This is a genomic window from Agrococcus sp. Marseille-Q4369, from assembly GCF_018308945.1.
GTDB lineage: Bacteria > Actinomycetota > Actinomycetes > Actinomycetales > Microbacteriaceae > Agrococcus.
Genome location: NZ_CP070501.1, coordinates 2,590,376 through 2,616,123, shown reverse-complemented (window position 1 = coordinate 2,616,123; position 25,748 = coordinate 2,590,376). Strand labels below are relative to the sequence as shown.

The following is a 25,748-nucleotide window of genomic DNA, read 5'->3' as shown; positions in this document are numbered from 1 at the left end:
ATCCTGCCCGGCACGCCGAACGGCCCCGCCACGTGGGCGGGGCCGTCCTGGCTGGCAGGGCTCAGCGGTCGACGGCCGCCTCGCGGTCGACCTCGGAGAGCGCGACGAACTCGTCGCCCTTCTTCCATCCGTCCCACTTGCCCGACTTCTCGAACTCGATCGAGAGCGGGATGCCCGTGCGGTCCTTGAGCAGCAGCGTGCCGATGAGCGAGATCACGACGGTCGCCAGCAGGTAGCCGACGATCGCCCACGTCGAACCGGTCGCCTGCAGCAGCGCCTGCGCGATCGTCGGAGCGAACGCGCCGCCGATCACCGCACCGATCGCGTAGGCGATCGAGACGCCCGAGAAGCGCACCGAGGCGGGGAAGGACTCGGCGTACCACGCGGCCTGCGCGCCGTACGTGAGGCCGAGGCCCACGCCCAGCAGGATCGTCGCCCAGGCCACGCCCGCGACACCCGTCTCGACGAGCAGGAAGAGCGGCACGATGCCCGCTGCGAGCGCCGCCCAGCCGATCAGGTACAGGGGCTTGCGGCCGATGCGGTCCGACGCCCAGCCCGCGACGAACGTGAACACGAGCCACGAGAGCGAGCCGGCGAAGGTCGCGAGCTGCACGCCGACCGGGTCGAAGCCGAGACCCGGCACGGGCGCGTCGACCGGGCGCGACGCCAGGCCCTGCACGTAGCCGCCGGTGGTCATGTAGCCCGTCGCGTTGTTCGCCATGAAGACGAACGCGGCGAAGAGCACGACGAGGCCGTACTTCTTGAAGACCTGCACGATGGGCGCCGACTGCTCCTGCGCCGTCTCCTTGATCTCCTGGAACACCGGCGACTCGTCGACCGAGCGGCGCACGAGGTAGCCCACGACCACGAGGATGATCGAGATGAAGAACGGGATGCGCCAGCCGACCTCGAGGAACGCGTCGCCCGGGAACATCGCGCGGATGCCCGCGAGGATGCCGGTCGCGAGCAGCATGCCGATCGGCACGCCCGCCTGCACGAAGGAGCCGTAGAGGCCGCGGCGGTTGGCGGGCGCGTGCTCGATGGCCATGAGCACCGCGCCGCCCCACTCCCCGCCGGCCGAGAGGCCCTGCAGGATGCGGAGGAACATCAGCATGATCGGGGCGAGGATGCCGACCTGCTCGTAGGTGGGCAGCGCGCCGACGAGCGTGGTCGCGACACCCATGAGCAGGAGCGTCAGCACGAGCATCGGGCGGCGGCCGATCCGGTCGCCGAAGTGCCCCGCGAGGAACGCGCCGAGCGGGCGGAAGAGGAACGAGATGCCGATCGTGACGAGCGAGATGATCTGGCCGAGGCCGGGGCCCGCCGGCTCGAAGAAGAGCTGCGCGAAGACGAGGTTCGCCATGAAGGCGTAGATGAAGAAGTCGTACCACTCGATGGTGGTGCCGACGACGACTGCGGCCAGGACCTTGTTCCGCTCTCGCGCGGAGGTCCGAGGCGTCGTGCTATGAGACACGCTGACTCCTTTGTCAGGGGAAGGGCGCCGAGATCGGTGCCGGGACTGAGTGGAAGATATACGATTTCGTGCACGACGACAAGCGCCTTGCGCGGACGCTGAGCCTCCGGTGGCGAGCGGTGCTCGGCGACTCTTGCAGACCAGATTCGGAATCGTATACGATGCCGCCATGCAGGCATCGTCGCAGCTCCCCACCGAGTCCCTCGCACCCGCCGAAGCCGCGTGGGAGCTGCTCGGCACCCGGCCCGCCAAGGTCTTCGCCATGCACATCGGCTACCGCGCCCGCGCCGCGCAGAAGGGCCGCACGCCCGAGGCGCCCGGCTACTTCCTGAAGCCCGCGACGTCGCTCTCGACCGGCGGCGAGGTCGTCGTGCCCGCCGGCACCGAGATCTTCGGCTTCGAGGGCGAGATCGCGATCGTCATCGGCTCGCACGCGCGAGCGGTGGACGAGGCGGATGCGTGGGCGCACGTCGCGTCGGTCACGGCGTCGAACGACCTCGGCGTCTTCGACCTCCGCTGGGTCGACAAGGGCTCCAACCTCCGCTCGAAGGGCGGTGACGGCATGACGCCGATCGGCCCGGCGCTCCTCGACGCCACGCGCATCGACCCGCTCGCGATCGAGGTGCGCACGTGGCTCGACGGCGAGCTCGTGCAGGAGGACTCGACCTCGACGCTCGTCTTCTCGCTGCCGCAGATCGTGAGCGACCTCTCGCAGCTCATCACGCTCGAGCCCGGGGACGTCATCCTCACCGGCACCCCCGCGAACGCCTCCACCTTCTCCCCCGGCCAGCGCGTCGAGGTCGAGGTGACGGCGACGACCCTCGACGGCGAGCAGCTCTCGACCGGGCGGCTCGCGTCGACGGTGCGGGTCGGCGAGCAGCGGCTGCCCGCGTACTCCGCCCAGCCGAAGCCGACCCCCGAGCAGTGGGCCGACGCATCCGGCCGCCCGATCGCCGAGTTCCAGGAGCCGACCGCGCCGGTGCTCGACGACGACCTGCGCGACAAGCTCTCGCGCGTCGCCCTCGCGACCCTCTCCTCGGGGCTCCGGAAGCGCGGCCTCAACAACGTCTCGATCGACGGGCTGCGCTCGACGCAGCCGCGCAAGCGCATGGTCGGCACCGCGCGCACGCTCCGCTACGTGCCGAACCGCGAGGACCTCTTCAAGCGCCACGGCGGCGGCTACAACGCGCAGAAGCGCCTCTTCGACTCGCTGCAGCCCGGCGAGGTCGTCGTGATCGAGGCCCGCGGCGACAACCGCTCGGGCACGCTCGGCGACATCCTCGCGCTCCGCGCGCGCCACCTCGGCGCCGCGGGCCTCGTCACCGACGGCGGCGTGCGCGACCTCGACGTCGTCACCGAGATCGGCGTGCCGACGTACCACGGCGGCGGCCACCCGGCGGTGCTCGGGCGCCTGCACGTGCCGTGGTCGTTCGACGAGACGATCGCGTGCGGCGGCGCCACCGTGCAGCCCGGCGACATCATCGTCGGCGACAACGACGGCGTGCTCGTCATCCCGCCCGCGCTCGCGCGCGAGCTCGTCGACGAGTGCCTGCAGCAGGAGGCGGAGGAGGAGTGGATCGCCGCGCAGGTCGACGCCGGCCACCCCGTCGACGGCCTCTTCCCCATGGACGCCGAGTGGCGCGCGAAGTACGAGGCCGAGACGGCCCAGACGGAGGGGTCGTGAGCGGCCGGCGCTCGCGGACCGCTGCCGCCGCCGAGTCGGGCGGCACCGTCGCCCCCTCGAAGTCGCAGCGCGCCTACCGGCTGCTGCACGACCGCATCGTCGACGGCACCTACTCCCCCGGCTTCCGGCTCGTGCTCGACGCGATCGGCCGCGAGCTCGACATGAGCGTCGTGCCGGTGCGGGAGGCGATCCGCCGCCTCGAGGCGGAGGGGCTCGTCACCTTCGAGCGCAACATCGGCGCGCGGGTCGCCGAGATCGACGAGCTCGAGTACCACGACACGATGGAGACGCTCTCCTACGTCGAGGGCGCCGCGATCTCGCTCGCCGCCGGCCTCTACTCCGCCTCTGACGTCGCGGCGGCGCAGGCGATCAACGACGAGATGCGGCAGTCGCTCGCCGACTTCGACCCCGTGCGGTTCACCGCGCTCAACGAGGCCTTCCACCGGCGGCTCACCGACGTCTGCGCCAACCAGGTGCTCGGCGACGTCATCGACACGTGCTGGAAGCGCCTCGCGAGGCTCCGTCAGTCGACCTTCTCGTTCGTGCCGAACCGCGCCGGGCCGGCGATCGACGAGCACGAGGCGATCCTCGGGCTCATCGAGAAGGGCGCCGACCCCCGCCGCATCGAGCTCGCCGTGCGCGCCCACCGCCTCGCGACGCCCGACGCCTACCTGCACCGCACGCAGCCCAAGCCCTGAGCTGCCGACAGCCCCGAGCCGCCACCCGCGGCGACGAACCGAACAGACAAGGAGCCATCATGGCCGACCAGCCCGCAGGCATCCCCGAGCTCATCCCCCACTACATCGACGGCGAGCGCGTCGCGTCCGTCGACGGCGACACGTTCGGCGTGCTCAACCCCGTCACGAACGAGGACTACACCGTCGCCGCCTCCGGCAAGCAGGCCGACATCGACCTCGCCGTCGCCGCCGCGAACCGCGCCTTCCACGAGGGCCCGTGGCCGCGCATGAAGAATCGCGAGCGCGCGCGCATCCTCTCCCGCATCGCCGACATCGTCGAGTCGCGCGACCAGGAGCTCGCGCAGCTCGAGTCGTGGGACTCGGGCCTGCCGATCACGCAGGCGAAGGGCCAGGCGCAGCGCGCCGCCGAGAACTTCCGCTTCTTCGCCGACCTCATCGTCGCCGGCCGCGACGACACCTACAAGGTGCCCGGAATGCAGGTGAACTACGTCAACCGCAAGCCCAAGGGCGTCGCGGGCCTCATCACCCCGTGGAACACCCCCTTCATGCTCGAGTCGTGGAAGCTCGGCCCCGCGCTCGCCTCCGGCTGCACCGTCGTGCTCAAGCCCGCCGAGTTCACGCCGCTCTCGGCGTCGCTGTGGGCCGGTATCTTCGAGGAGGCCGAGCTGCCGCGCGGCGTCTTCAACCTCGTCAACGGCTTCGGCGAGACCGCGGGCGACGCGCTCGTGAAGCACCCGGATGTGCCGCTCATCTCGTTCACGGGCGAGTCGAGCACCGGCAAGCTCATCTTCGGCAACGCCGCCCCGCACCTCAAGGCGCTCTCGATGGAGCTCGGCGGCAAGAGCCCCGCCGTCGTCTTCGCCGACGCCGACCTCGACGCGGCGATCGACTCGACGCTCTTCGGCGTCTTCTCGCTCAACGGCGAGCGCTGCACCGCCGGCAGCCGCATCCTCGTCGAGCGCAGCGTCTACGACGAGTTCGTCGAGCGCTACGCCGAGCGGGCGAGGAACATCGTCGTGGGCGACCCCGGCGACCCGAAGACCGAGGTCGGCGCGCTCGTGCACCCCGAGCACTTCGACAAGGTCATGTCGTACGTCGAGATCGGCAAGGGCGAGGGCCGCCTCCTCGCGGGCGGCGGCCGCCCCGAGGGCTTCCCCGAGGGCAACTACGTCGCCCCGACCGTCTTCGCCGACGTCGCGCCCGACGCGCGCATCTTCCAGGAGGAGATCTTCGGCCCGGTCGTCGCGATCACCCCGTTCGACTCCGACGAGGAGGCGCTCGAGCTCGCGAACAACACGAAGTACGGCCTCGCCGCCTACATCTGGACGAACGACCTCAAGCGCGCCCACCTGTTCGCGCAGGACGTCGAGGCGGGCATGGTGTGGCTCAACAGCCACAACGTGCGCGACCTCCGCAGCCCCTTCGGCGGCGTCAAGGCCTCGGGCCTCGGCCACGAGGGCGGCTACCGCTCGCTCGACTTCTACAGCGACCAGCAGGCCGTGCACATCACGCTCGGCGACGTCCACACCACCCGCTTCGGCGCATCCGCCTGACCCTCCCCTGCCAAGGAGCAGCACCATGAACGAGATCCCCAAGCCCTCCGTCCCCGCGCCCGACATCATCCGCTGCGCGGCGATGGACCTCGTCGTCACCGACCTCGCCGCGAGCCGCGCCTTCTACGTCGACGTGCTCGGCCTGCACGTGACCGAGGAGGATGACGAGGCGATCTACCTGCGGTCGTTCGAGGAGTTCATCCACCACAACCTCGTGCTGCGGAAGGGCCCGGTCGCCGCCGTCGCCGCCTTCGCCTACCGCGTGCGCACCCCCGAGGACGTCGACCGCGCCGAGGCCTACTACCGGGAGCTCGGATGCCGCACCGAGCGTCGTGCGGACGGCTTCCAGCGGGGCTTCGGCGACAGCGTGCGCGTCGAGGACCCGCTCGGCTTCCCCTACGAGTTCTTCTACGCGACCGAGCACGTCGAGCGGCTGCACCAGCGCTACGACCTCTACTCGGCGGGCGAGCTCGTGCGCCTCGACCACTTCAACCAGGTCACCCCCGACGTGCCGCGCGGCCGCAAGTACCTCGAGGATCTCGGCTTCCGCGTCACGGAGGACATCCAGGACGACCAGGGCGTCACCTACGCCGCGTGGATGCACCGCAAGGGCACGGTGCACGACACCGCGCTCACGGGCGGCAACGGGCCGCGCATGCACCACATCGCCTTCTCGACCCACGAGAAGCACAACATCATCCAGATCTGCGACAAGCTCGGCGCGCTGCGGATGTCGGACCACATCGAGCGCGGCCCCGGCCGGCACGGCGTTTCGAACGCGTTCTACCTCTACATCACCGACCCCGACGGCCACCGCGTCGAGATCTACACGCAGGACTACTGGACCGGCGACCCCGACAACCCCGTCATCACGTGGGACGTGCACGACAACCAGCGACGCGACTGGTGGGGCAACCCGGTCGTGCCCTCCTGGTACACCGAGGCGTCGCCGGTGCTCGACCTCGACGGCAAGCCGCAAGAGATCGTCGAGCGCACCGACTCGAGCGAGATGGAGGTGACGATCGGCGCCGACGGCTTCTCCTACACCCGCGAGGGCGACGACTCGGGCACCTACAAGGGCGAGGCCGCGAAGGGCTTCAAGATCGGCAACCAGCTGTGACGCCTGGTCTTGTTCCGCCCGGGTCCACCGGACCCGGGCGCGGGCGCGGCCTCGACGACGCGACCGTCACGGCGATCGCCGACGAGCTCGCCGAGGCCACCCGCAGCCGCGGCACCATCGAGCGGATCTCGACCCGATACCCCGAGGCGACGATCGAGGACTCCTACGCGGTGCAGCGCATCTGGCGCGCGCGCCGGGAGGAGGCCGGCGCCCGGCTCGTGGGCCGCAAGATCGGGCTGACGAGCAAGGCGATGCAGGATGCGACGGGCATCACCGAGCCGGACTACGGCGTGATCTTCGCCGACCAGGCCTACCGCTCGGGCGCCGTGGTCGAGCACGCGCAGTGGTCGAACGTGCGGGTCGAGGTCGAGCTCGCCTTCGTGCTGCGCTCGCCGCTCGAGGGCGAGGGCCTCTCGATCGACGAGGTGCTCGACGCGACCGAGGTCGTCGTGCCGGCGCTCGAGATCCTCGACTCGCACATCGAGCTCGCGGGCCGCACGATCGTCGACACGATCAGCGACAACGCCGCGCTCGGCGCCGTCGTGGTCGGCGATGTCGAGCTCGGTCCGCGCGACCGCAACCTCGCCTGGATCGGCGCGCAGTGCTTCGTCAACGACGAGGTGATCGAGACCGGGGTCTCGGGCGGCGTGCTCGGCCACCCTGCCCACGGCGTCGCGTGGCTCGCGGGCAAGCTCGCGCAGCACGGCGACCGGCTCGAGGCGGGCGAGCTCATCCTCGCCGGCTCGTTCACGCGCCCCGTGTGGGTGCACCCGGGCGACCGCGTGCGGGTCGAGTTCCAGGACGCGGGGATGGTCGAGGTGGCGTTCCGATGACGGCGCTCAAGCCGACCCTGCGCGACGTGCTCGCGGGTGCCGACCGTGCCCTCGTGGGCCTGTGGAACGCATCCGGGAGCCCCGTCGCCGCCGAGCTCATGGCGGGCTCGGGCGCCGACCTGCTGCTCGTCGACGGCGAGCACGGGCCGATCGAGCTGCGCGACATCCTGCAGATCCTGCAGGCGGCCGAGGCCTACCCGGTCACGACGATCGTCCGCATCCCCTGGAACGACCCCGTGCGCATCAAGCAGGTGCTCGACCTCGGCGCGCAGAACATCGTCGTGCCGATGGTGTCGACCGCCGCCGATGCCGAGGCCGCCGTGCGCGCGGCGCGCTACCCGGGCGCCGCGGGCGAGCGACCCGGCACGCGCGGCATCGGCTCGGCCCTCGCGCGCTCGGCGCGCTGGGGCCGGGCGACCGGCTACGTCGGCGACGCCGACCGCCACGTGTCGGTGACCGTGCAGATCGAGACGGCGGACGCGGTAGCGAACGCCGCCGAGATCGCCGCCGTCGACGGCGTGGACGCCGTCTTCATCGGCCCGGCCGACCTCGCGGGCTCGATGGGCTTCCCCGGCACCCCGGGGGCGCCCGAGGTCGTCGCCGCGGTCGACGCGGCGATCGACGCCGTGCGCGGCGCGGGCAAGCCGGTCGGCGTCAACGCCTTCGCGGAGGCCGACCAGGACCGCGTGCTCGCGCGCGGCGCCGCGTTCGTGTTCGTCGCCGCCGACGTCACGCTCATGGCGCGGGGCTCCGAGGCTGCCGTCGCCCGCATCCGCGAATCGCGCGCCGCGGCAGACAGCTACTAGACATCCTTCGAAGGAGAAGCTCATGCAGTTCCATCACCACGGCTACGTCAAGGGCGACCCGCGCATCCTCCCCGCCGCGGGCATCGGCCTCGACCGGCCCGCGGAGCTCCCGGACGAGATGGACGTGCTCATCGTCGGCACCGGTCCGGCGGGCGTGCTGCTCGGCGCGCAGCTGTCGATGTACCCCGAGGTGCACACGCGCATCATCGAGCGTCGCGATGGCCGCCTCGAGCTCGGCCAGGCCGACGGCCTCCAGGCCCGCTCGATCGAGACCTTCCAGGCCTTCGGCTTCGCCGAGCGGCTGCTGCAGGAGGCGTACCGCATCACCGAGATGCAGTTCTGGCGCCCCCACCCTGCCGACCGCTCGCGCATCTACCGCGCGGAGTCGACCCCCGACTCCGCGGGCGTCGAGGGCTCGACGCTCAGCGAGTTCCCGCACGTCATCTGCAACCAGGCGCGCGTGCAGGACTACTTCTGCGAGTACATGGCCAACTCGCCGAGCCGCATGAACCCCGACTTCGGCTGGGAGCTGCTCGGGCTCGAGGTCGAGGGCGGCGAGACGCATCCCGTGAAGGCGACCCTCCGCCGCACGGCGGGCCCGGATGCCGGCGCTGAGCGCGTCGTGCGGGCGAAGTACGCGGTCGGCTGCGACGGGGCGCGCTCGGTCGTGCGCAAGTCGATCGGCGGGCAGCTGCTCGGCGACTCGCGCAACCACGCTTGGGGCGTCATGGACGTGCTCGTCGACACCGACTTCCCCGACATCCGCACGAAGTGCGCGATCCAGTCGGAGGCGGGCAGCATCCTGCTCATCCCCCGCGAGGGCAACGCGCTGTGCCGCATCTACGTCGACATGGGCGACATCGCGCCCGAGGACCACGGCAAGGTGCGCGAGACGCCGCTCGAGCGCATCGTCGAGATCGCGCAGTCGATCTTCCACCCGTACCGGCTCGAGGTGCGCGACGTCGCCTGGTGGAGCATCTACGAGGTCGGGCAGCGCCTCACCGACACCTTCGACGACGTGAAGCCCGAGGAGCGCGGCACGGTCGAGCCGCACGTGTTCATCGCCGGGGACGCGTGCCACACGCACTCGGCGAAGGCCGGTCAGGGCATGAACGTGTCGATGCAGGACGCCTTCAACCTCGGTTGGAAGCTCGGCTCGGTGCTCACCGGCCGGTCCCCCGAGTCGCTGCTCGACACGTACTCGGTCGAGCGCCAGGACGTCGCGCAGAAGCTCATCGACTTCGACCGCGAGTGGTCGACGCTCATGGGCGCGAAGGTGCTCGACCCCGAGCACCCCGAGCTCGGCGGCGTCGACCCCAAGGAGGTCACGGCGCACTACCTCAAGAGCGAGGTGCAGGCCTCGGGCTTCGGCACGCACTACGAGCCCTCGATGATCGTCGAGGCGGGCGAGCACCAGCACCTCGCGACCGGGTTCCCGATCGGCAAGCGCTGCTGGTCGGCGCCGGTCGTGCGCGTGTGCGACGCGGTGCCGATGGAGCTCGGCCACCACATGCGGGCCGACGGCCGCTGGCGGCTCTACGCCTTCGCGGGCCGCGAGGCGCCCGGGCAGGGCGGCGCGATCGAGGGGTGGGCGCAGTGGCTGCGCACCTCGCCCGAGTCGCCGTACGTGCGCACGCGCCGCGAGGGCGACGACGCCGGCAGCGTCTTCGACGTCAAGGTCGTGTGGCAGCAGGACCACGACGCGATCGAGCCGCACGACGTCGACGACGTCTTCCGGCCGCGCTTCGGCCCCTTCCAGCTGCGCGACGAGGAGCTCGTCTACGCCGCCGATCCGGAGGACGACATCTTCGAGCGCCGCGGGGTCAGCCGCGACGGGTGCGTCGTGGTCGTGCGGCCCGACATGTTCGTCGCCGCCGTGCTGCCGCTCGAGCGCCCCGAGCTGCTCGCCGAGTTCTTCGACGGCGTGCTGCTCCCGGCCGATCCGCAGCACGACCCGGCGGTCGAGATCGAGCCGCGCCCGGGCGCGCTGCAGCGGGCGCGCGCGAAGGTCTCCGCCGAGGCCTGAGGAGCAGCGCCGAAGGGCCCGCGCGGCGGTCGTGATCGACTCGGCGCGGGCCCTTCCCATGGCCCGCGCATCCCCCGACTCGACTCCCGCCGACTCCCAAGTTCGCCTCGGCTCGCTGGGGTACAGTCGCCCGCACCGGGGGCTCCCGGACGATGATGGGAGAAGCGCATGTCCGATAGCAGCGATCGCCTCGACGCGACACTCGAAGCCGCGGACGCCCCCGCGCCGGACCACGACGCGAAGCCCGACTCCCCGCCCAAGCTCGAGGGCGCGAGCTGGAAGTACGCGCTCAAGCGCGCCATCAAGGAGTTCGGCACCGACGGGGGCACCGACCTCGCCGCGATGCTCACCTACTACATGGTGCTCTCGCTCGCCCCGGGCCTGCTCGCCGTCTTCTCGATCATCGCGCTCGTGCTCGCGAACAACGCGAGCACCGTCACGAGCCTCGTCGACGACCTCGCCCAGCGCCTGCCGGAGGACTACGCCCCGCTCGTCGTCGACCTCGTCGAGACCATGACGAGCTCGGCGACCGGCGGCGTCATCGCGCTCATCATCGGCATCGCGACGGCCGTGTGGTCGGCCTCCGCCTACGTCAAGGCGTTCTCGCGCTCGATGAACATCATCTACGGCATCGAGGAGGGTCGCGGCCTCATCAAGCAGACCGCCACGATGCTCCTCATCACGATCGCGCTGCTCGTGGGCGTCGTGCTGCTGCTCGTCTCGCTCGCGCTCAACGAGTCGCTCGTGGAGGGCGTGCTCGGCCCGATCGCCGAGCCGCTCGGCCTCGGCGGGCTGCTCGCCTTCATGCTGCAGACGTTCCTGCCCGTCTGGGCGTGGGTGAAGTGGCCGGTGATGCTCGCGATCGTCGTCGCGATGATCGCCCTCCTCTACTACCTCGCCCCGAACGTGCAGCAGCCGAAGTTCACGTGGGTGAGCCTCGGCTCCATCTTCGCGATCGTCGGCATCGCGCTCGCGGCCGTCGGGCTCTTCCTCTACTTCACCCTCCTCACGGGCTACAGCGCGTACGGCACGATCGGCACGGTCATGGCGCTGCTGTTCGCGCTCTGGATCTTCAACATCGTGCTGATCCTCGGCGCCGAGGTCGACGCCGAGACCGAGCGGGCACGCCAGCTCCAGACCGGCATCGAGGCGGAGGAGACCATCCAGCTGCCGCCCCGCTCGACGAAGAAGGTCGAGAAGAAGGCCGAGGCGCGCGACAAGCTCGAGGCCGAGGGCCGAGAGATCCGCGAGGAGCACAGCGACGGCGCCGACGACGCGGATGACCGGGCTCGCGACGGCGACGACGGTCGCAGCTCGCGCTCGGCGCGCGATGGCGACGCTCGCGCCTCGGTCCGCGCCTCGAGCGAGGATCGCCCAGCGGGCAAGCGGAAGTTCCTCGGGATCTTCCCGCGCAAGGACTGAGCTGTCAGCGGCGCGGTCGTCGCGTCGACCACAGTGCCCACGCGATGAGCAGCGGCTGGAAGAGCAGCCTCGTGAAGCGCTTCCCGTCGGTGTCGAGCCCGAACGCATCCCGCCGGTGCAGCCACTGCGAGACGTTGCCGGGGAAGACCGCGGCGAAGAATGCCGCAGCGATCCGACCGACGGTCCGGCGGCGGCCGCGCGGCGCGAGCAGCAGCGCACCGCCGAGGGCGACCTCGGCGACGCCGGAGCCCAGCACGACCGCGTCCTCGCTCACGGGCGCGAGGTCGATGATGAGGCCTGGCACCTGCGCGCGGAACTCGTCGCGCGCGAACGTGAGGTGGCTGACGCCGGCGAGCACGAGGGAGGCGCCGAGCAGCACGCGGGCGGCGGTGCGGATGCGCGGCATCAGACGCTCTGACCGAGGGCGACGAGGCCGGTGACGACCGCGACGAGCGGGAAGAAGCCCTGCACGACGGCGGCCCTCCCCTTCGAGCGGTCGCTCACGACGAGGTAGAGCGCTGCGGCGAGCATGATGCCCGTGATGGTCAGCAGCAGCGCGATCCCCGGGCCGCGGACGCCCGTGACGATGAGGATGACGCCCGCGAGCGCGGCGATGCCGAGCAGCAGGTTGTAGACCCCCTGGTTCGCGGCGAGCTGCTTCGAGAGCGCCGCCTGCTCGGGCGTCGTGCCGAAGACGCGGCGCGTGCCGGACTCCTCCCAGCGGAGCGTCTCGAGCACGAAGATGTAGCCGTGCACGGCTGCGGCGAGCGCGGCGGCGATGCAGGCGATGACGGCGAGGTCCATGCGCCGCAGTCTAGGCAGTCGGGCTCCGAGCGGACCGCGATGCGCGGGCTTGCCGCGAGCGCGGCGGTGTGGCATCACTGGAGCGAGCGCCGCGCGTAGCGCGGCGCACACCGAGGGAAGCAGGGTCATGGACGAGCGCGGCATCCTCTCCTCGCCGCTCGACGCCATCGGCAGCACGCCCCTCGTGCGGCTGCGCCGGGTCGTGCCGCCCGGCGCCGCGCGAGTGCTCGTGAAGCTCGAGGGCGGCAACCCGACCGGTAGCTACAAGGCCCGCATGGCGCGGTCGATCATCGAGGCGGCCGAGCGGCGCGGCGACCTGCGGCCCGGCCGACGCGTCGTCGAGCACTCCGGCGGGAGCACCGGCTCGTCGCTCGCGCTCGTGTGCGCGGTCAAGGGCTACGCGCTCTCGATCGTCTCGTCGGACGCGTTCGCGAAGGAGAAGCTCGACGCCATGCGCGCGCTCGGCGCCGAGGTCACGCTCGTCGACCGCGACCGCGGGCGCATCACGCCCGACCTCTTCGTGCGGATGCGCGAGGAGGTCGAGCGCATCGTCGAGCGTGAGGACGCGTGGTTGGTCGACCAGTTCCACAACGCCGATGCGCTCGACGGCTACGGCGAGCTCGGGCGCGAGATCCTTGAGGCGGTGCGCACGGGCGGCGGTCGCATCGACGCGTTCTGCGCGGGCGTCGGCACGGACGGAATGCTCGTGGTCGCGTCCGCTGCGCTTCGCGAGCAGCCTCACCCGCCGGCGCGAGAGCACGACCTTCGGCTCCTCGATCCTCCTGACGGTGGCGTTCGGCCTGATGCAGACGGTCAAGGGGGCGCCGGGCGTGCCGGAGATCCTCCTGTACGCCGCGGGAGCGGTCCTGTCGTTCACGGCGCTCACGGGCGTGCTCTCCAGCGGCTTCCGGAAGCCGATGCCTCAGCATCCGACGCAGACACTCGCGCTCGCCACGAGCCTCACCATCGTGTCGGTCCTCGTCGGGCTCGCCGCCGCGCTGCCGGTGCTGCACCTGCTGGACGGCGGCGTCGCGTGGCTGCTCTCGCCGTTCGTCGCGACGTCGGTCTACCTCGCGCTCGAGAGCGTCGAGACGGCCTTGGCCGAGCGCGTCCTGCGGCGCAGCGGGGGCCGGCGAGGTCTCGGGCTGACACGAGCGGCGAGCTCGCGCCGGAACGGAAGAAGCCCCGCTTCCGCGGGGCTCCGAACGCTGGGGTACCTGGACTCGAACCAAGAACAAAGGTACCAGAAACCTCCGTGTTGCCAATTACACCATACCCCAATGGCCGCGCGCCGAAGCAGTGCGAGCCAAGAGTCGAGCATAGCAACTCGCGGCCTCGAGCGCGAATCCCGGCTCATCGCATCCGCGGTCTCCGGGCCACGGTGGATCAGTTGCCGACGGGCTGCCCCGACACGTCGACCGAGTAGCTCACGACGCACAGCCCCTCGCCCGAGCAGTTGACGGCACCGCTGATCGGGACGCCCATGAGCCCTGCTGAGCCGATCTCCCACGAGATGGGCTCGCCCTGGCGCACCGCCTCGGCCGTGCGGGTCGTGAACGCGTCGATGTCGGCCTGGCCGACGTCCCACCCGAAGGCGGCCGAGCCGAGCTCGATCGCGCTCATCGCGCTCGGGAACTCCGCCCAGCCGACGGGTGCGCGCTGCATGTCGATGCGCGTGACGGTGCCGCGCTCGGTCGTCGCGGTGACGGACGACATCATCTCGGAGAAGTAGCCCTGGCCGTTGAGCCCGCCGCCCTCACCCACGTACATCGTCGTGTCGAGGAAGCCGTAGCCCGGCGCGATGACCGCTTGCGCGTCGTCGGCCATCGAGAGGTCGGCCGCGTCGATCGGACGATCGCTGAGGTTGAGGGTCACGACCTGGTACTGCACGGCGTAGGAGGTGCCCGCCTCGCCGAACTGCGTCGTGTTGTTCGCCGAGACCTCCTCGGGCAGCGCCTCGCGCGGCTGGCCGAGGCCGTTCGCGAGCAGGTGCTGCGTGAAGAGGAAGAGGGCGGCGATGAGGCCGATGCCGATCACGGGCAGCACCCACGAGAGGATGCGCTTGCGGCGCGCCTTCCGCTCGGGCGGCGAGAGCGTCGTCGACGACGAGGGTCGTTCCTCGGTGATCGTCATGGCGTGGCCTCCTTCGCGGCGGTGGCCGCGTGCTCACCAGGGTACAACCGGGCGGCGGAGCGGGCGAGGGTGCTAGAGCTCGCGCGCGATGAGGTCGCGGTTGATGACCGACGCGGCGATCGTGCCGGCACCCGCGGCGACCGAGAGCTGGCGGAAGCCCGGCGTGATGTCGCCCGCCGCGTAGACGCCCTCGAGCGACGCGCGCTGCGCGCGGTCGACGACGACGAGGCCGTCCTCATCCGTGTCGAGGCCGAGCGGCTCGGCGAACTCGAGCTGCGGGTGCCACCACGGCCGCACGAACCCGCCGGTGCGGGCGCTGCGCCTGCCGTCCTCGAGCACGATCGCGCGCATGCCGTCGCGATCGCCCTCGATCTCGGCGATGGGCGTGCGCTCGAGGGCGACCCCGTGCGCGGCGAGCCTCGCCTCGCCCGCCTCGCTCACCGCATCCGACCCGTTCGTGAACACCGCGAGGTCGGCGGTGTGGCGGCGGATGACCATCGCGCGGTCGACGAGGTCGGGCGTCTCGCCGATGAGCGCGAGCGCCTGGCCGCGCTTGTCGTAGGCGTCGCAATCCATGCACGAGTGCAGGCTCGTGCCGTACCACGGCCGCACGTGCTGCGAGGCGGGCAGCGTCTCGGACAGGCCCGTCGCGATGAGCACGGCCGAGGCCCGCGTCTCGCTCTCGGCGCTCGCTCCGCGCTGCTCGGCCTGCACTGCGAAGCCGCCGTCGACGCGCGCGACCTGGCGCACCGTCGTGCGCTCGAACGACACCGTCGGGTAGCGCAGCACCTCCTCGCGCCCCATGCCGCGCAGCTCGAGCGGCGAGATGCCGTCGCGCGTGATGAAGCCGTGGGACTGGAGCGTGGCCGCGTGCCGCGGCCGGTTCGAGTCGAGCAGCGCGACCGACCGCTGCGCGCGCGCGAGGTTGAGCGTCGCCGCGAGCCCAGCGGGGCCAGCGCCGATGACGACGACGTCGACGTCGGGCTGCATCAGGCGCTCGCGGCCAGCCGCTCGATGCGCCGCAGCGTCGACTCGCGGCCGAGCAGCTCGATCGACTCGAACAGCGGCGGCGAGATGCGGCGACCGGTGACGGCGACGCGCAGCGGCGTGAAGGCGAAGCGGGGCTTGATGCCGAGGCCCTCGATGAGCACCTCGCGGAGGACCGCCTCGATCGATGCGGTGTCGAACGACTCGAGCTCGGCGAGCGCGCGGCGCGACGCCTCGAGCACCGCGAGCGCGTCGTCGCCGAGGCTCGCGACCGCGTCGGCGTCGTGGCGGATGTCCTCGTCATAGAGGAAGAGGAAGCCCAGCATGTCCTCGGCCTGGCCGATGAGCTGCATGCGCTCCTGCACGAGCGGCGCCGCCTTCGCGAGCAGCGCGCGCTGCTCGTCGCTCGGGGCGCCGTCGAGGACGCGGCCGAGGTAGGGCTCGAGGCGCGCGGCGAAGTCGTCGGGCGCGAGCATGCGCACGTGGTCGCCGTTGATCGACTCGGCCTTCTTCGGGTCGAAGCGCGAGGGGTTCGGGTTGACGTCCTCGACGTCGAACGCGGCGATGAGCTCATCGCGCGTGAAGACGTCGCGGTCGGGGGCGATCGACCAGCCGAGCAGGGCGAGGTAGTTCAGCAGCCCCTCTGGGATGAAGCCCGCCTCGCGCAGCAGGAAGAGATTCGACTGCGGGTCGCGCTTCGACAGCTTCTTGTTGCCCTCCCCCATGACGTACGGGAGGTGGCCGAAGCGCGGGATCGCGGTCGCGACGCCGATGTCGGCGAGCGCGCGGTAGAGCGCGATCTGGCGCGGCGTCGACGAGAGCAGGTCCTCGCCGCGCAGCACGTGCGTGACGCCCATGAGCGCGTCGTCGACCGGGTTGACGAACGTGTAGAGCGGCGCCCCGTTCGGCCGCACGACGACGAAGTCCGAGAAGGAGCCGGCCGGGAACGTGATCTCGCCGCGCACGAGGTCGTCGAACGAGAGGTCCTCGTCGGGCACGCGCAGGCGCAGGCTCGGCTGCCGCCCCTCGGCGCGGAGCGCTGCGCGCTCGGCCTCCGAGAGATCGCGCTCGAAGTTGTCGTAGCCCTGACGCGGGTCACGGCCGCGCTCGACGTTGCGCGCCTCGATCTCCTCAGCCGTGGCGAACGACTCGTAGAGGTGGCCAGCGGCCGTGAGCCGCTCGATGAGCTCGGCGTAGATCTCGCCGCGCTGCGACTGCCGGTAGGGCTCGTGCGGACCGCCGGTCTCGACACCCTCGTCCCAGTCGATGCCGAGCCAGCGCATTGCCTCGAGCAGCTGCTCGTACGACTCCTGGCTGTCGCGGGCGGTGTCGGTGTCCTCGATGCGGAACACCATCTTCCCGCCGTGGTGGCGCGCGTACGCCCAGTTGAACAGCGCCGTGCGGATGAGTCCGACGTGCGGCGTGCCCGTGGGCGAGGGGCAGAAGCGGACGACGACGTCGCCGCCCGTGGCGGTCGAGAAGGGGACGCTCATAGTGACTTCCATCCTAGGCGTGGGAGGATCGGCCGGTGCCCCGCTCCCGCCCGGCCGCCCCTGCCGCGGCCGACCCCGTCGGCGCGCTCGTCGACCGCCTCGAGCGAGCCGTGGTCGCGTCGCCGCGCCGGCGCGCGGAGATCGCGCGCGAGGTCGAGGGCGACTTGCGGGAGGCGGTCGCGGATCGCGTCGCCGCCGGCGCGCCCGAGCCGGTCGCGGCGGCCGAGGCCGTCGCCGAGTTCGGCGACCCGCGCGCGATCGCCGCGGAGCTCTCGCGCGAGCTGCTCGCGGCGCACGGGCGCCGCTTCGCGCCGCTCGCCGCGCTCGGCGCGGTCGTGCTGCTCGCGGCGTGGTTCGCGGGCATGACGTCGCTCTCGGCCGTGCCGGGCTTCGGCGTGCCCGTCGAGGCGGGGTGGATGCTGCAGGTCTCGCGGGCGCTCGACGTCGCGGGACCGTTCGTGGCGGCTGCCGCGCTCGCCGGCTGGGTCGCGCTGCGCCGCGCCGGTTCGCTCGCGGCGCTCGTCGCGGTCGCCGCGCTGCAGCTCGTCTTCGCGGTGGCGCTCGTCGCGGGCGCGATCGCCATGGTCGCTGCCGTCGCGGTGCCGCCGTCCGGCACTGGCATGCTCGTCGCGCTCGTCGCGCTCACGCTGCTCGTCGGCAGCGCGCTCGCGGCCGCCGCGGCGGCGGTGCTCGTGCGCTGGGGCGCCGTCAGGCTCGCGCCGCGCCGAGCACTCGGCTGATCATCGTCGACGTCGCGGCCCAGTCGCTGCGCTCGTCGGCGAGCGCGCGCGTGCCCGCGGGCGTCAGCCGGTAGACGCGCTTCGAGCGGCCGCTCGAGGCCCACTCCCCCTCGATGAGCCCGCGGCCCTCGAGCCGCTTGAGCGCCGGGTAGACCGTGCCGCTCGGGAAGTCGAGCACGCCGTCGGAGCGCTCGCGGATGCGCTCGATCGCGCCGTAGCCGTGCACGGGCCCGTCGGCGAGCACCGACAGCAGCATCGCGTCGACGTGGCCGCGAAGGGCGTCAGGGGAAGCCATGCGGGCAGTCTAACCGTGGCCTGCCTGCATATGGAGACAGCCTGCACGCAGTGGGTGCGACTGCCTCTGCTCAGCCCGCGACGGCCTGCGTCACGACGGGGTTCCGCAGGGTGCCGACGCCCGGTACCTCGACCTCGACCGTCTGGCCGGCGCGCAGCGGGCCGACGCCCTCGGGCGTGCCCATGAGGACCACGTCGCCGGGCAGCAGCGTCATCGACGCGGTGATCCACTCGAGCACCGTCGGCGCGTCGAAGATCCAGTCGCTCGAGACGCCGTCCTGCTTGACGTCGCCGTCGACGCGCGTGATGAGCCGCAGCGCGTCGTAGTCGGGCTCCGTCTCGATCGCGGGGCCGAGGGGGCAGAAGGTGTCGAAGCCCTTCGCGCGCGCCCACTGCGGCTCGCGCTGCTGGAGGTCGCGCGCGGTGACGTCGTTCGCGACCGTGACGCCGAAGACGGCGTGCATCGCGGTCGCGCGCGTGAGCCGGCGCGCGACCCTGCCGATCACGAGCGCGATCTCGCCCTCGAAGTGGACGTCGGTCGACTCGGGCGGCAGCACGATCGCGTCGTTCGGCCCGATGACGGACGTGTTCGGCTTGAGGAACACGAGCGGTTCGCTCGGCACCTCGTTGCCGAGCTCCGCGGCGTGCTTCGCGTAGTTGCGCCCGACCGCGACGACCTTCGAGCGTGGGATGACGGGCGCGAGCAGGCGCGCGTCGGCGAGCGGCACGCGCTCTCCCGTGGTGTCGAAGCCGGCGACGATCGGGTCGCCGACGAGCACGACGAGCGCGTCGTCGTCGACGACGCCGTAGCCGATGCGCTCCCCGTGCGCGAAGCGGGAGACGCGCATCAGCGCGCCTCGACCATCTGCACCATCCAGCCGTGCGGATCCTCCGCGCGGCCGTACTGGATGTCGGTGAGCCGCTTGCGCAGGGCGAGCGCGACGGGGCCCGCGGGCGCATCGGGGTCGCCGATCGTCTCGGTCGGGCTCTTGAGCGCCGCGATCGGCGTGAGCACCGCGGCGGTGCCGCACGCGAAGACCTCGGTGATCGAGCCGTCGGCGATGCCCTCGCGCCACTCCGAGAGCGTCACAGCGCGGCGCTCGACGGCGTGGCCGGCGTCTGCGGCGAGCTGCAGCAGGGAGTTGCGCGTGATGCCGTCGAGGATCGAGTCGGACTCGGGGGTCGCGAGCGTGCCGTCGGCCTTCACGAGCACGACGTTCATGCCGCCGAGCTCCTCGAGGTCGCTGCCCGACTCGTCGAGGAAGAGCACCTGGGCGCATCCGTGTTCGGCCGCCTGCTGGGTGGGCAGCAGGCTCGCGGCATAGTTGCCGCCGCACTTCGCCGCGCCCGTGCCGCCCTTGCCCGCGCGGTTGTACTCGGTCGAGAGCCAGATCGAGACCGGCTTCACGCCGCCCGCGAAGTACGGTCCGGCCGGGCTCGCGATGACCATGAAGCGCACGGTCTGCGCCGCGCGCACACCGAGGAACACCTCGTTCGCGATCATGAAGGGCCGCAGGTACAGCGAGTTCTCGCCGCCCGCGGGCACCCACGCCTCGTCGACCTCGACGAGCCGGCGAACGGCCTCGACGAAGAGCTCGACGGGCAGCTCGGGCAGCGCGAGCCGCGCGGCCGAGCGCTGCATGCGCTTCGCGTTCTCCTCCGGCCGGAACGTCCACACCGAGCCGTCGGCGCGGCGATAGGCCTTCATCCCCTCGAAGATCTCCTGGCCGTAGTGCAGCACGGCCGAGGCAGGGTCGATCTGCAGCGGCCCGTACGGCTCGACGCGCGCGTCGCTCCAGCCGTCCTCGAGCGTCCAGTCGATCGAGACCATGTGGTCGGTGAAGTGGCGGCCGAAGCCGGGCTCGGCGAGCACCGCCTCGCGCGCCTCGACGGCGGCCGGGCTGGGGTTGCGCGTGAGGGTGAACTCGAGGGTCATGCGTGCTCCTTCGCGGTGGCGCGGCCGGCGTCGGCTCGCGCGCGGATGCGGTCGGCGATCGCGTCGCCGACCTCGCTCGTGGTGCGGCGACTGCCGTCGCGCTCGTCGATGTCGGCGTCGACGGCGTCCCGGATGCGTCGGGCCGCGTCGGGCAGGCCCGAGTGCTCGAGCAGGAGGCCGGCCGAGAGGATCGCCGCGGTGGGGTCGGCGATCCCGCGCCCGGCGATGTCGGGCGCCGAGCCGTGCACGGGCTCGAACATGCTCGGGAACGTGCCGGCCGGGTTGAGGTTGCCCGAGGCGGCGACGCCGATCCCGCCGCCGACCGCACCCGCGAGGTCGGTGAGGATGTCGCCGAACAGGTTGTCGGTGACGATGACGTCGAAGCGGCTCGGGTCGTCGACGAGGAAGATCGTGGCGGCGTCGACGTGGAGGTAGTCGACCGACACCTCCGGGTGCTCGAGCGCGACCTCGTCGACGATGCGCTGCCAGAGCGCGCCGGCGTGCACGAGCACGTTCTTCTTGTGCACGAGCGTGAGGCGCCCGCGGCGCTGCTCGGCGAGCTCGAACGCGAAGCGCACGACGCGCTCGACGCCGAACGCGGTGTTGACGCTCGTCTCGTTCGCGATCTCGTGCGCCGTGCCGACGCGGAGCGCGCCGCCGTTGCCGACGTAGGGCCCCTCGGTGCCCTCGCGGACGACGACGAAGTCGATGTCGCCCGGGTCGCGCAAGGGGCTGCCGATCTTCGGGTGCAGCCGCGTCGGGCGGAGGTTGACGTGGTGGTCGAAGGCGAAGCGCAGCCGCAGCAACAGGCCGCGCTCGATGATGCCGCCCGCGAGCCGCGGGTCGGCCGGGTCGCCGCCGACCGCGCCGAGCAGGATCGCGTCGTGCTGGGCGAGCGACGCGAGCGTCGCCTCGTCGAGGATCTCGCCGGTCTCGAGGTAGTGCGCCGCCCCGAGGTCGTACTCGGTCTCGACGAGCTCGACGCCGTCGAGCGCGGCGCGCATCGCCTTCCGCGCCTCGAGCGTGACCTCCTGCCCGATGCCGTCCCCACCGATGACCGCGAGCCGCAGCTGCTGCACAGTTCCTCCCAGGCGCACGCGAGGTGCGCGTCGACCGGCTCCGCACCCGCGCGGAATCGTGCCCCCAGCCTACTGGCGGCCTCGGATCCCCCACGACGCTCGCAGGTTCGGTGGGTAAGTTCCGCGGCAGGCGCGCTGGTCCCGGGGCGCCCGGACGAATGGAGAGCACCTTGAGCATCGGCTTCGGCATCTTCCTCATGGCCGTCGGCGCGATCGTCGCGTGGGCGCTGCCGGGTCTGTGGCAGGTCGAGGGTGCCAACTGGACCCTCATCGGCTACATCCTGCTCGGCGCTGGCGCCCTCGTGACGCTGTTCGGCATCATCATGGCGGCGCGCTCCGGCCGCTCGAGCCAGGTCTCGCGCTCGCGCGTCGACCCGGACTCCGGCATGCGCGTCGAGCGCACGGAGCGTCGCGACGACGTCATCTGAGCCGCCGGCGATCTGACCCCGCCCGGCCGCGGCCGCGACCGGGCGGGGATCTCGCGCGGGATCGGCCAGGATGGACCCGACCGGGTGCGCACCCGGACGGAGGGAGCCCGTGTGCCGAACGCCCAGGATGTCGTCCGCGCGGCGGCGATCGCCGAGTACGGCGTGCTCGCCGAATCGCCCGGCGCCGACCTGCGCGGGCTCACCGAGCTCGCCGCCGCGGTCGCGGGCGTGCCGAACGCCGTCATCAACATCATCGACGACCGGCAGCAGCACCAGATCGCCGCGGTCGGCTTCGAGGCGGCCGTGTGCTCGCGCGAGGATTCGATGTGCAGCCGCGTCTTCGAAGGACCCGACCAGACGATCGTCGCCGACGCGCGCGCCGACGCGCGGTTCGCGCAGAACCCCTTCGTGACGGGTGAGATCGCGGACGTCCGCTTCTACGCATCCAGCCCCCTCCGCACGCCCAGCGGCCTGCCGATCGGGAGCCTGTGCGTCTTCGACGACGAGGTGCGCGAGCTCGACGAGCACGGCGCTCGGAGCCTCGGGCTGCTCGCCGAGCAGGTCGTCGACGTGCTCGAGCTGCGCCGCCTCACGCGAGAGCTGCGCCGCTCGAACGAGCAGCTCGCGCAGTTCGCGGGCCAGGTGAGCCACGACCTCCGCAACCCGCTCGCGGCGCTCACGGGCTACCTCGAGCTCGCCGCCGACAGCCCCGAGCTCGCGAGCGCGCCGGACGCGACGAAAGCCCTCTCGCGCGCGGAGTCGGCTGCCGCGCGCATGGCGTCGCTCGTCGAGGACCTGCTCGACTTCGCCCGCATCGGCGGCAGCGCGCGCCGGCGCCCGGTCGCGCTCGGCGACGTGGTGCGCGCCGCGATCGCCGACCTCGACGCGCAGATCGACGCGGCGGGCGCGAGCATCGACGTCGGGGAGCTGCCGGTCGTGCAGGGCGACGCGACGCTGCTGGGCGCCCTCGCCCAGAACCTGCTCGCGAACGCGGTGAAGTTCGCCTCCGTCGACGGCGCCCAGCCGCGCGTCGAGGTGCGCGCGGAGCGCATCGCCGGCGGCTGGCGCGTCACGATCGATGACGACGGGCCGGGAGTCCCTGCCGAGGAGCGAGAGCGCGTCTTCGGGCTCATGCAGCGCGGCGACCGGTCGGACGTCGAGGCGGGCGTCGAGGGGCTCGGCATCGGGCTCTCGACCTGCCGTCGCATCGTGCAGGCGCACGGCGGCCGGATCGGCATCGAGGACGCGGCGCTCGGCGGCGCGAGCGTCTGGGTGCTGCTGCCCGCCGGCGACTGAGCCGCGCGCCGTGGGCCGTCAGACCCGCGCGGCGACCTCCGCGATGCGGTCGGCGAGCTCGAGCGGCTTCGACCACATCGGCCAGTGGCCCGTCGGCAGGTCGACGAGCTCGAGCGCGCGGTGCTCGAGCACACCGGCGAGGAACGGCACGCCCTGCTCGGCGTAGGAGCGGTAGTCGGCCGCGGAGAACGCCGTGCAGATGATGGTCGCCGGCACGTCGAGCCGGCGGTCGTCGCGGAGCACTGCGGCGTCGCGCACGGCGCCCGCGGGCTCAGGCACGGCGCGCTCGCGGAACTCGTCGAGCTGCTCGTCCGAGAGCCCCTGCATCGAGCCCTGCTCGAGCTCGTCCTCCCACGCGGCCTCGAGCGGCATCTCGTCGCCCTCGAACGACGCATCCATCGCGTGCCCGTCGACGACGGGCGCGGTGTCGACCCACACCGAGCGCGCGATGCGGTCGACGTTGCGGTCGATCGCGACGGTCGCGGGCGACGCGGCGCCGCTGTGGGCGACGAGGACGACCGGCCCCTCCCCCGCGATCGCCGCCTCAATCGCGGCGACGTGGTCGTCGAGCCGCACGCTCCCCCGGTCGGCGTGATCGGGCTCGAGGCCCGGCAGGGTTAGCGCGGTGACGTCGTGGCCGCGCTCGCGCAGCAGCGCGGCGACCTCGTCCCAGGCCCAGGCACCCAGCCAGAAGCCGGGGACGAGCACGATGCGGGCGCGAGCTGCGCCTCCGGTGGTGTCCATGGCGAGACGCTAGCCCGGCGCGCCCACACGGGCCAGGCCGTCAGCGGCCGGGCGGATCGGCGATCAGCCGGATCAGTGCTCGGGGTGCCGCAGGGTACGGAAGGCCACGACCATCGCGACGAGCATGAGGCCCGCCCCGAGCGCGCTCGTGGCGACCACGCCGTGGTCGAACGCCGTCCTCGCGGCCGCGATCACGGCATCCGCCGCCTCGCCCGCGCCCGGCGCGGCCGCGATCGCCCCGCCGAGCGTCTCGCGCGCCGCCGCCGCGACGCCCGGGTCGATGCCCGCCGGCAGCGCGAGCGTCGAGCGGTAGACCGCCGTGACGAGGCCGCCGAGCAGCGTCGTGCCGAGCACCGCGCCGAACTCGTACGCCGTCTCGGAGAGGGCGGATGCGGCACCCGCCTTCGCGGGCGGGACGGCGCTGAGCACGAGGTCGTTCGAGACGGTCTCGGCCGCGCCGATGCCGATGCCGAGCAGCGCGAAGGCGCCGACGATGCCCGCGAGGCTCACGTCCTCGCCGAGCACCGCGAGGATGCCGTACGCGGCCGCCGAGCTGCCGAGCGCGACGACGACCGCGATGCCGGGGTCGACGGCGCGCACGACGCGCACGACCGCGAGGCCGGAGACGATCATCGCGACGACGCCCGGCACGAGCACGAGCGCCGCGTCGAGCACCGGGAGGTCCTCGACGAGCTGAAGGTGCTGGGTGACGAAGAAGAGGAAGCCCGTGAGCGCGACGACGCTCAGGAGGTTGACGACGAGCGCGCCGCTGAACTGCGGCACGCGGAAGAGCGCGACGTCGAGCATCGGGTTCGCGCGTCGGCGCATGCGGCGCACGAACAGCCAGCCGGCGAGCGCGGCGACCGCGACGAGCGCGATGCCGATCGGGTCGAGGCCCGCGACCGCGAGCTCCTTCACGCCGGCCGCGAGGCCGCCGAGGGCGAGCATCGACAGGGCGATGCCGAGCGGGTCGATCGGGCCGGGCGCGGGATCGCGCGACTCGGTGATGAGCAGCGGCGCGAGCACGAGCAGCGGCAGCAGGAACGGCACGGCGATGAGGAAGATCGAGCCCCACGCGAAGTGCGCGAGCAGCAGTCCGCCGACGACGGGGCCGGCGGCGGCGCCGACCGAGAACGCCGTCGCCCAGATCGCGACCGCGAGGCGGCGCTGGCCGCGGTCGAGGAACGTCGTGCGCAGCAGCGCGAGCGTCGCGGGCATGAGGGTCGCGCCGAACAGGCCCAGCGCGGCGCGCGCGGCGATGAGCAGCTCGGCCGTGGGGGCGAACGCCGCGAGCACCGACACGACCGCGAAGCCCGTCGCGCCGATGAGCAGCAGCCGTCGGCGGCCGACGCGGTCGCCGAGGTTGCCCATCGCGACGAGCAGGGTCGCGAGCACGAGCGAGTAGGCGTCGACGATCCAGAGCTGCTGCGCGGCGGTCGGCTGCAGGGCGACCGCGATCTCGGGGAGCGCGAACGAGAGCGCGGTCGTGTCGATCGAGATGAGCAGCACCGGGAGCATGAGCACCGCGAGCGCGCCCCACTCGCGCGCTCCGGCTCGGGCGGGCGCGGCGATGGCGGAGGCAGTCGATCGGGTCACCGGATCACTGTACCGTCCGGACGGTTCAGTGGCAAGGTATGGTGTGGTCGTGAGCAAGGCAGCCGACACTCGTGACCGCATCCTCGACGCGTTCGAGCAGCTCGTGATCGAGCGCGGCGAGCGCGCCGGCACGCTCGCCGCGACAGCCGAGGCCGCCGGCGTCTCGAAGGGCGGGCTGCTCTACCACTTCGGGTCGAAGGCTGCGCTCGTCGCGGGGCTCGCCGAGCGCCTCGACCGCTTCGGCGAGGCGGAGGAGGTGCGGCTCGGCGCGCTCGACGACGCGGTCGCCGCGTTCCTCCGCGAGTCGGTGATCGCCGACCAGCCCGTCGACCGCACGCTGCTCGCGCTGCTGCAGCTCGGCCAGCTCGAGGAGCACGCCGCGGCGCGCGACGCCCTCACGCGGCTCGACGACCACTACCTCGCGGCGCTCGAGGCGAGCATCGGCGATCGCGACCTCGCGCTCGTCATCGTGCGCTTGAGCGACGGCATCTACCTCCGCTCGGCGCTCGGCGGCAGCGAGTCGATCCCCGCCGACTCGGTCGACCGGGTGATCGCGCGGCTCGACGGGCTCATCCGCGCCGGGTGAGCGCCCCGAGCGGCTC

Annotated in this window: 24 protein-coding genes, 1 tRNA gene and 1 pseudogene; 13 read left to right on the top strand and 13 right to left on the bottom strand. The window is 72.5% G+C overall.

The window, feature by feature from the left end:
* Positions 1-61 precede the first annotated feature (61 nt).
* A complete protein-coding gene (locus JSQ78_RS13100; RefSeq protein WP_249295720.1) occupies positions 62-1,474 on the bottom strand; it encodes an MFS transporter in 1,413 nt (470 codons plus the stop codon).
* 169 nt (positions 1,475-1,643) lie between these two features.
* Here JSQ78_RS13100 and JSQ78_RS13095 point away from each other — a divergent pair, with 169 nt between their 5' ends.
* The 8 genes from JSQ78_RS13095 (at position 1,644) to JSQ78_RS13060 (ending at position 11,616) form a co-directional block, all read left to right on the top strand.
* Complete coding sequence (locus JSQ78_RS13095; RefSeq protein WP_211448197.1) at positions 1,644-3,158, top strand: fumarylacetoacetate hydrolase family protein; 1,515 nt, start codon at positions 1,644-1,646, stop codon at positions 3,156-3,158.
* Entirely contained in the window at positions 3,155-3,856 is a 702-nt protein-coding gene (locus JSQ78_RS13090; RefSeq protein ID WP_211448195.1) for a GntR family transcriptional regulator, read from the top strand. Before JSQ78_RS13095 ends, JSQ78_RS13090 begins: the two co-directional genes overlap by 4 nt.
* Positions 3,857-3,915: 59 nt before the next feature.
* On the top strand, positions 3,916-5,409 hold the full coding sequence (gene hpaE, locus JSQ78_RS13085; RefSeq protein ID WP_211448194.1) for a 5-carboxymethyl-2-hydroxymuconate semialdehyde dehydrogenase: 1,494 nt from the start codon (positions 3,916-3,918) through the stop codon (positions 5,407-5,409).
* 25 nt (positions 5,410-5,434) lie between these two features.
* A complete protein-coding gene (hpaD, locus tag JSQ78_RS13080; protein ID WP_211448192.1) occupies positions 5,435-6,529 on the top strand; it encodes a 3,4-dihydroxyphenylacetate 2,3-dioxygenase in 1,095 nt (364 codons plus the stop codon).
* On the top strand, positions 6,526-7,362 hold the full coding sequence (locus JSQ78_RS13075) for a 2-keto-4-pentenoate hydratase (protein ID WP_211448190.1): 837 nt from the start codon (positions 6,526-6,528) through the stop codon (positions 7,360-7,362). The genes hpaD and JSQ78_RS13075 overlap by 4 nt, the downstream gene beginning before the upstream one ends.
* On the top strand, positions 7,359-8,168 hold the full coding sequence (locus tag JSQ78_RS13070) for an HpcH/HpaI aldolase family protein (RefSeq protein ID WP_211448188.1): 810 nt from the start codon (positions 7,359-7,361) through the stop codon (positions 8,166-8,168). Before JSQ78_RS13075 ends, JSQ78_RS13070 begins: the two co-directional genes overlap by 4 nt.
* A gap of 22 nt (positions 8,169-8,190) precedes the next feature.
* Positions 8,191-10,194, top strand: coding sequence for an FAD-dependent monooxygenase (locus tag JSQ78_RS13065; RefSeq protein WP_211448186.1), 2,004 nt, complete (start codon positions 8,191-8,193; stop codon positions 10,192-10,194).
* Between the two features lie 168 nt (positions 10,195-10,362).
* Positions 10,363-11,616 carry a YihY/virulence factor BrkB family protein gene (locus tag JSQ78_RS13060; RefSeq protein WP_211448184.1) on the top strand — a complete coding sequence of 418 codons (1,254 nt, stop codon included), beginning with the start codon at positions 10,363-10,365 and terminating at the stop codon, positions 11,614-11,616.
* 4 nt (positions 11,617-11,620) lie between these two features.
* Here the strand turns inward: JSQ78_RS13060 and JSQ78_RS13055 are convergent, their stop codons facing one another.
* Positions 11,621-12,022, bottom strand: a complete 402-nt coding sequence (locus tag JSQ78_RS13055; RefSeq protein WP_211448182.1) for a DoxX family protein — start codon at positions 12,020-12,022, stop codon at positions 11,621-11,623.
* Positions 12,022-12,420, bottom strand: coding sequence for a DUF1304 domain-containing protein (locus JSQ78_RS13050; RefSeq protein WP_211448180.1), 399 nt, complete (start codon positions 12,418-12,420; stop codon positions 12,022-12,024). Before JSQ78_RS13050 ends, JSQ78_RS13055 begins: the two co-directional genes overlap by 1 nt.
* Between JSQ78_RS13050 and JSQ78_RS14130 the strand changes: the two are divergent.
* Positions 12,395-13,093 (top strand): annotated as a pseudogene (locus JSQ78_RS14130) (pyridoxal-phosphate dependent enzyme); the annotation flags it as partial. The gene JSQ78_RS13050 and the pseudogene JSQ78_RS14130 overlap by 26 nt on opposite strands.
* A 535-nt stretch (positions 13,094-13,628) precedes the next feature.
* Here the strand turns inward: JSQ78_RS14130 and JSQ78_RS13040 are convergent.
* The 4 genes from JSQ78_RS13040 to gltX form a co-directional block, all read right to left on the bottom strand.
* A tRNA-Gln gene (locus JSQ78_RS13040) sits at positions 13,629-13,700 on the bottom strand.
* A gap of 106 nt (positions 13,701-13,806) precedes the next feature.
* On the bottom strand, positions 13,807-14,553 hold the full coding sequence (locus tag JSQ78_RS13035; RefSeq protein ID WP_211448179.1) for a hypothetical protein: 747 nt from the start codon (positions 14,551-14,553) through the stop codon (positions 13,807-13,809).
* A gap of 72 nt (positions 14,554-14,625) precedes the next feature.
* On the bottom strand, positions 14,626-15,543 hold the full coding sequence (locus tag JSQ78_RS13030) for an NAD(P)/FAD-dependent oxidoreductase (protein WP_211448177.1): 918 nt from the start codon (positions 15,541-15,543) through the stop codon (positions 14,626-14,628).
* The gene (gene gltX / locus JSQ78_RS13025) at positions 15,543-17,045 is read right to left on the bottom strand and encodes a glutamate--tRNA ligase (protein ID WP_211448175.1); all 1,503 of its coding nucleotides are present in this window, start codon (positions 17,043-17,045) and stop codon (positions 15,543-15,545) included. Before gltX ends, JSQ78_RS13030 begins: the two co-directional genes overlap by 1 nt.
* Positions 17,046-17,068: 23 nt before the next feature.
* Here gltX and JSQ78_RS13020 point away from each other — a divergent pair, with 23 nt between their 5' ends.
* Positions 17,069-17,773 (top strand): permease prefix domain 1-containing protein, encoded by a 705-nt coding sequence (locus JSQ78_RS13020; protein WP_211448173.1) that lies wholly within the window; start codon positions 17,069-17,071, stop codon positions 17,771-17,773.
* Here JSQ78_RS13020 and JSQ78_RS13015 read toward each other — a convergent pair.
* The 4 genes from JSQ78_RS13015 to JSQ78_RS13000 all read right to left on the bottom strand — a co-directional run bounded on the left by JSQ78_RS13015 (position 17,742) and on the right by JSQ78_RS13000 (position 21,082).
* Positions 17,742-18,068, bottom strand: coding sequence for a helix-turn-helix transcriptional regulator (locus JSQ78_RS13015; RefSeq protein WP_211448171.1), 327 nt, complete (start codon positions 18,066-18,068; stop codon positions 17,742-17,744). The two genes, JSQ78_RS13020 and JSQ78_RS13015, sit on opposite strands and share 32 nt — an antisense overlap.
* 70 nt (positions 18,069-18,138) lie before the next feature.
* Positions 18,139-18,915 (bottom strand): fumarylacetoacetate hydrolase family protein, encoded by a 777-nt coding sequence (locus JSQ78_RS13010; RefSeq protein WP_211448169.1) that lies wholly within the window; start codon positions 18,913-18,915, stop codon positions 18,139-18,141.
* Positions 18,915-20,003, bottom strand: a complete 1,089-nt coding sequence (locus JSQ78_RS13005) for a branched-chain amino acid aminotransferase (protein ID WP_211448167.1) — start codon at positions 20,001-20,003, stop codon at positions 18,915-18,917. Before JSQ78_RS13005 ends, JSQ78_RS13010 begins: the two co-directional genes overlap by 1 nt.
* Positions 20,000-21,082, bottom strand: a complete 1,083-nt coding sequence (locus JSQ78_RS13000; RefSeq protein ID WP_211448165.1) for a 3-isopropylmalate dehydrogenase — start codon at positions 21,080-21,082, stop codon at positions 20,000-20,002. The genes JSQ78_RS13005 and JSQ78_RS13000 overlap by 4 nt, the downstream gene beginning before the upstream one ends.
* Positions 21,083-21,252: 170 nt before the next feature.
* Between JSQ78_RS13000 and JSQ78_RS12995 the strand changes: the two genes are divergently transcribed.
* Positions 21,253-21,510 carry a DUF6458 family protein gene (locus JSQ78_RS12995; protein WP_211448163.1) on the top strand — a complete coding sequence of 86 codons (258 nt, stop codon included), beginning with the start codon at positions 21,253-21,255 and terminating at the stop codon, positions 21,508-21,510.
* 111 nt (positions 21,511-21,621) lie between these two features.
* Positions 21,622-22,806 (top strand): sensor histidine kinase, encoded by a 1,185-nt coding sequence (locus JSQ78_RS12990; protein ID WP_211448161.1) that lies wholly within the window; start codon positions 21,622-21,624, stop codon positions 22,804-22,806.
* Positions 22,807-22,824: 18 nt separating this feature from the next.
* On the opposite strand, the gene JSQ78_RS12985 is transcribed toward JSQ78_RS12990, so the two are convergent.
* A complete protein-coding gene (locus tag JSQ78_RS12985; protein ID WP_211448160.1) occupies positions 22,825-23,550 on the bottom strand; it encodes an alpha/beta hydrolase in 726 nt (241 codons plus the stop codon).
* 72 nt (positions 23,551-23,622) lie between these two features.
* Complete coding sequence (locus JSQ78_RS12980; RefSeq protein ID WP_211448159.1) at positions 23,623-25,227, bottom strand: MFS transporter; 1,605 nt, start codon at positions 25,225-25,227, stop codon at positions 23,623-23,625.
* On the opposite strand from JSQ78_RS12980, the gene JSQ78_RS14045 reads away from it, so the two are divergent.
* Positions 25,196-25,732 carry a TetR/AcrR family transcriptional regulator gene (locus tag JSQ78_RS14045; RefSeq protein ID WP_283245024.1) on the top strand — a complete coding sequence of 179 codons (537 nt, stop codon included), beginning with the start codon at positions 25,196-25,198 and terminating at the stop codon, positions 25,730-25,732. The genes JSQ78_RS12980 and JSQ78_RS14045 overlap by 32 nt on opposite strands.
* Positions 25,733-25,748 lie beyond the last annotated feature (16 nt).

Excerpts from the sequence above, each read along its gene's own strand:
- JSQ78_RS13095 (WP_211448197.1), top strand. The coding sequence starts at position 1,644 with ATGCAGGCATCGTCGCAGCTCCCCACCGAGTCCCTCGCACCCGCCGAA.
- hpaE (WP_211448194.1), top strand. The coding sequence starts at position 3,916 with ATGGCCGACCAGCCCGCAGGCATCCCCGAGCTCATCCCCCACTACATC.
- hpaD (WP_211448192.1), top strand. The coding sequence starts at position 5,435 with ATGAACGAGATCCCCAAGCCCTCCGTCCCCGCGCCCGACATCATCCGC.
- JSQ78_RS13070 (WP_211448188.1), top strand. The coding sequence starts at position 7,359 with ATGACGGCGCTCAAGCCGACCCTGCGCGACGTGCTCGCGGGTGCCGAC.
- JSQ78_RS13065 (WP_211448186.1), top strand. The coding sequence starts at position 8,191 with ATGCAGTTCCATCACCACGGCTACGTCAAGGGCGACCCGCGCATCCTC.
- JSQ78_RS13060 (WP_211448184.1), top strand. The coding sequence starts at position 10,363 with ATGTCCGATAGCAGCGATCGCCTCGACGCGACACTCGAAGCCGCGGAC.
- JSQ78_RS13055 (WP_211448182.1), bottom strand. The coding sequence starts at position 12,022 with ATGCCGCGCATCCGCACCGCCGCCCGCGTGCTGCTCGGCGCCTCCCTC.
- JSQ78_RS13050 (WP_211448180.1), bottom strand. The coding sequence starts at position 12,420 with ATGGACCTCGCCGTCATCGCCTGCATCGCCGCCGCGCTCGCCGCAGCC.
- JSQ78_RS13035 (WP_211448179.1), bottom strand. The coding sequence starts at position 14,553 with ATGACGATCACCGAGGAACGACCCTCGTCGTCGACGACGCTCTCGCCG.
- JSQ78_RS13030 (WP_211448177.1), bottom strand. The coding sequence starts at position 15,543 with ATGCAGCCCGACGTCGACGTCGTCGTCATCGGCGCTGGCCCCGCTGGG.
- gltX (WP_211448175.1), bottom strand. The coding sequence starts at position 17,045 with ATGGAAGTCACTATGAGCGTCCCCTTCTCGACCGCCACGGGCGGCGAC.
- JSQ78_RS13015 (WP_211448171.1), bottom strand. The coding sequence starts at position 18,068 with ATGGCTTCCCCTGACGCCCTTCGCGGCCACGTCGACGCGATGCTGCTG.
- JSQ78_RS13010 (WP_211448169.1), bottom strand. The coding sequence starts at position 18,915 with ATGCGCGTCTCCCGCTTCGCGCACGGGGAGCGCATCGGCTACGGCGTC.
- JSQ78_RS13005 (WP_211448167.1), bottom strand. The coding sequence starts at position 20,003 with ATGACCCTCGAGTTCACCCTCACGCGCAACCCCAGCCCGGCCGCCGTC.
- JSQ78_RS12985 (WP_211448160.1), bottom strand. The coding sequence starts at position 23,550 with ATGGACACCACCGGAGGCGCAGCTCGCGCCCGCATCGTGCTCGTCCCC.
- JSQ78_RS12980 (WP_211448159.1), bottom strand. The coding sequence starts at position 25,227 with ATGCGGTCACGAGTGTCGGCTGCCTTGCTCACGACCACACCATACCTT.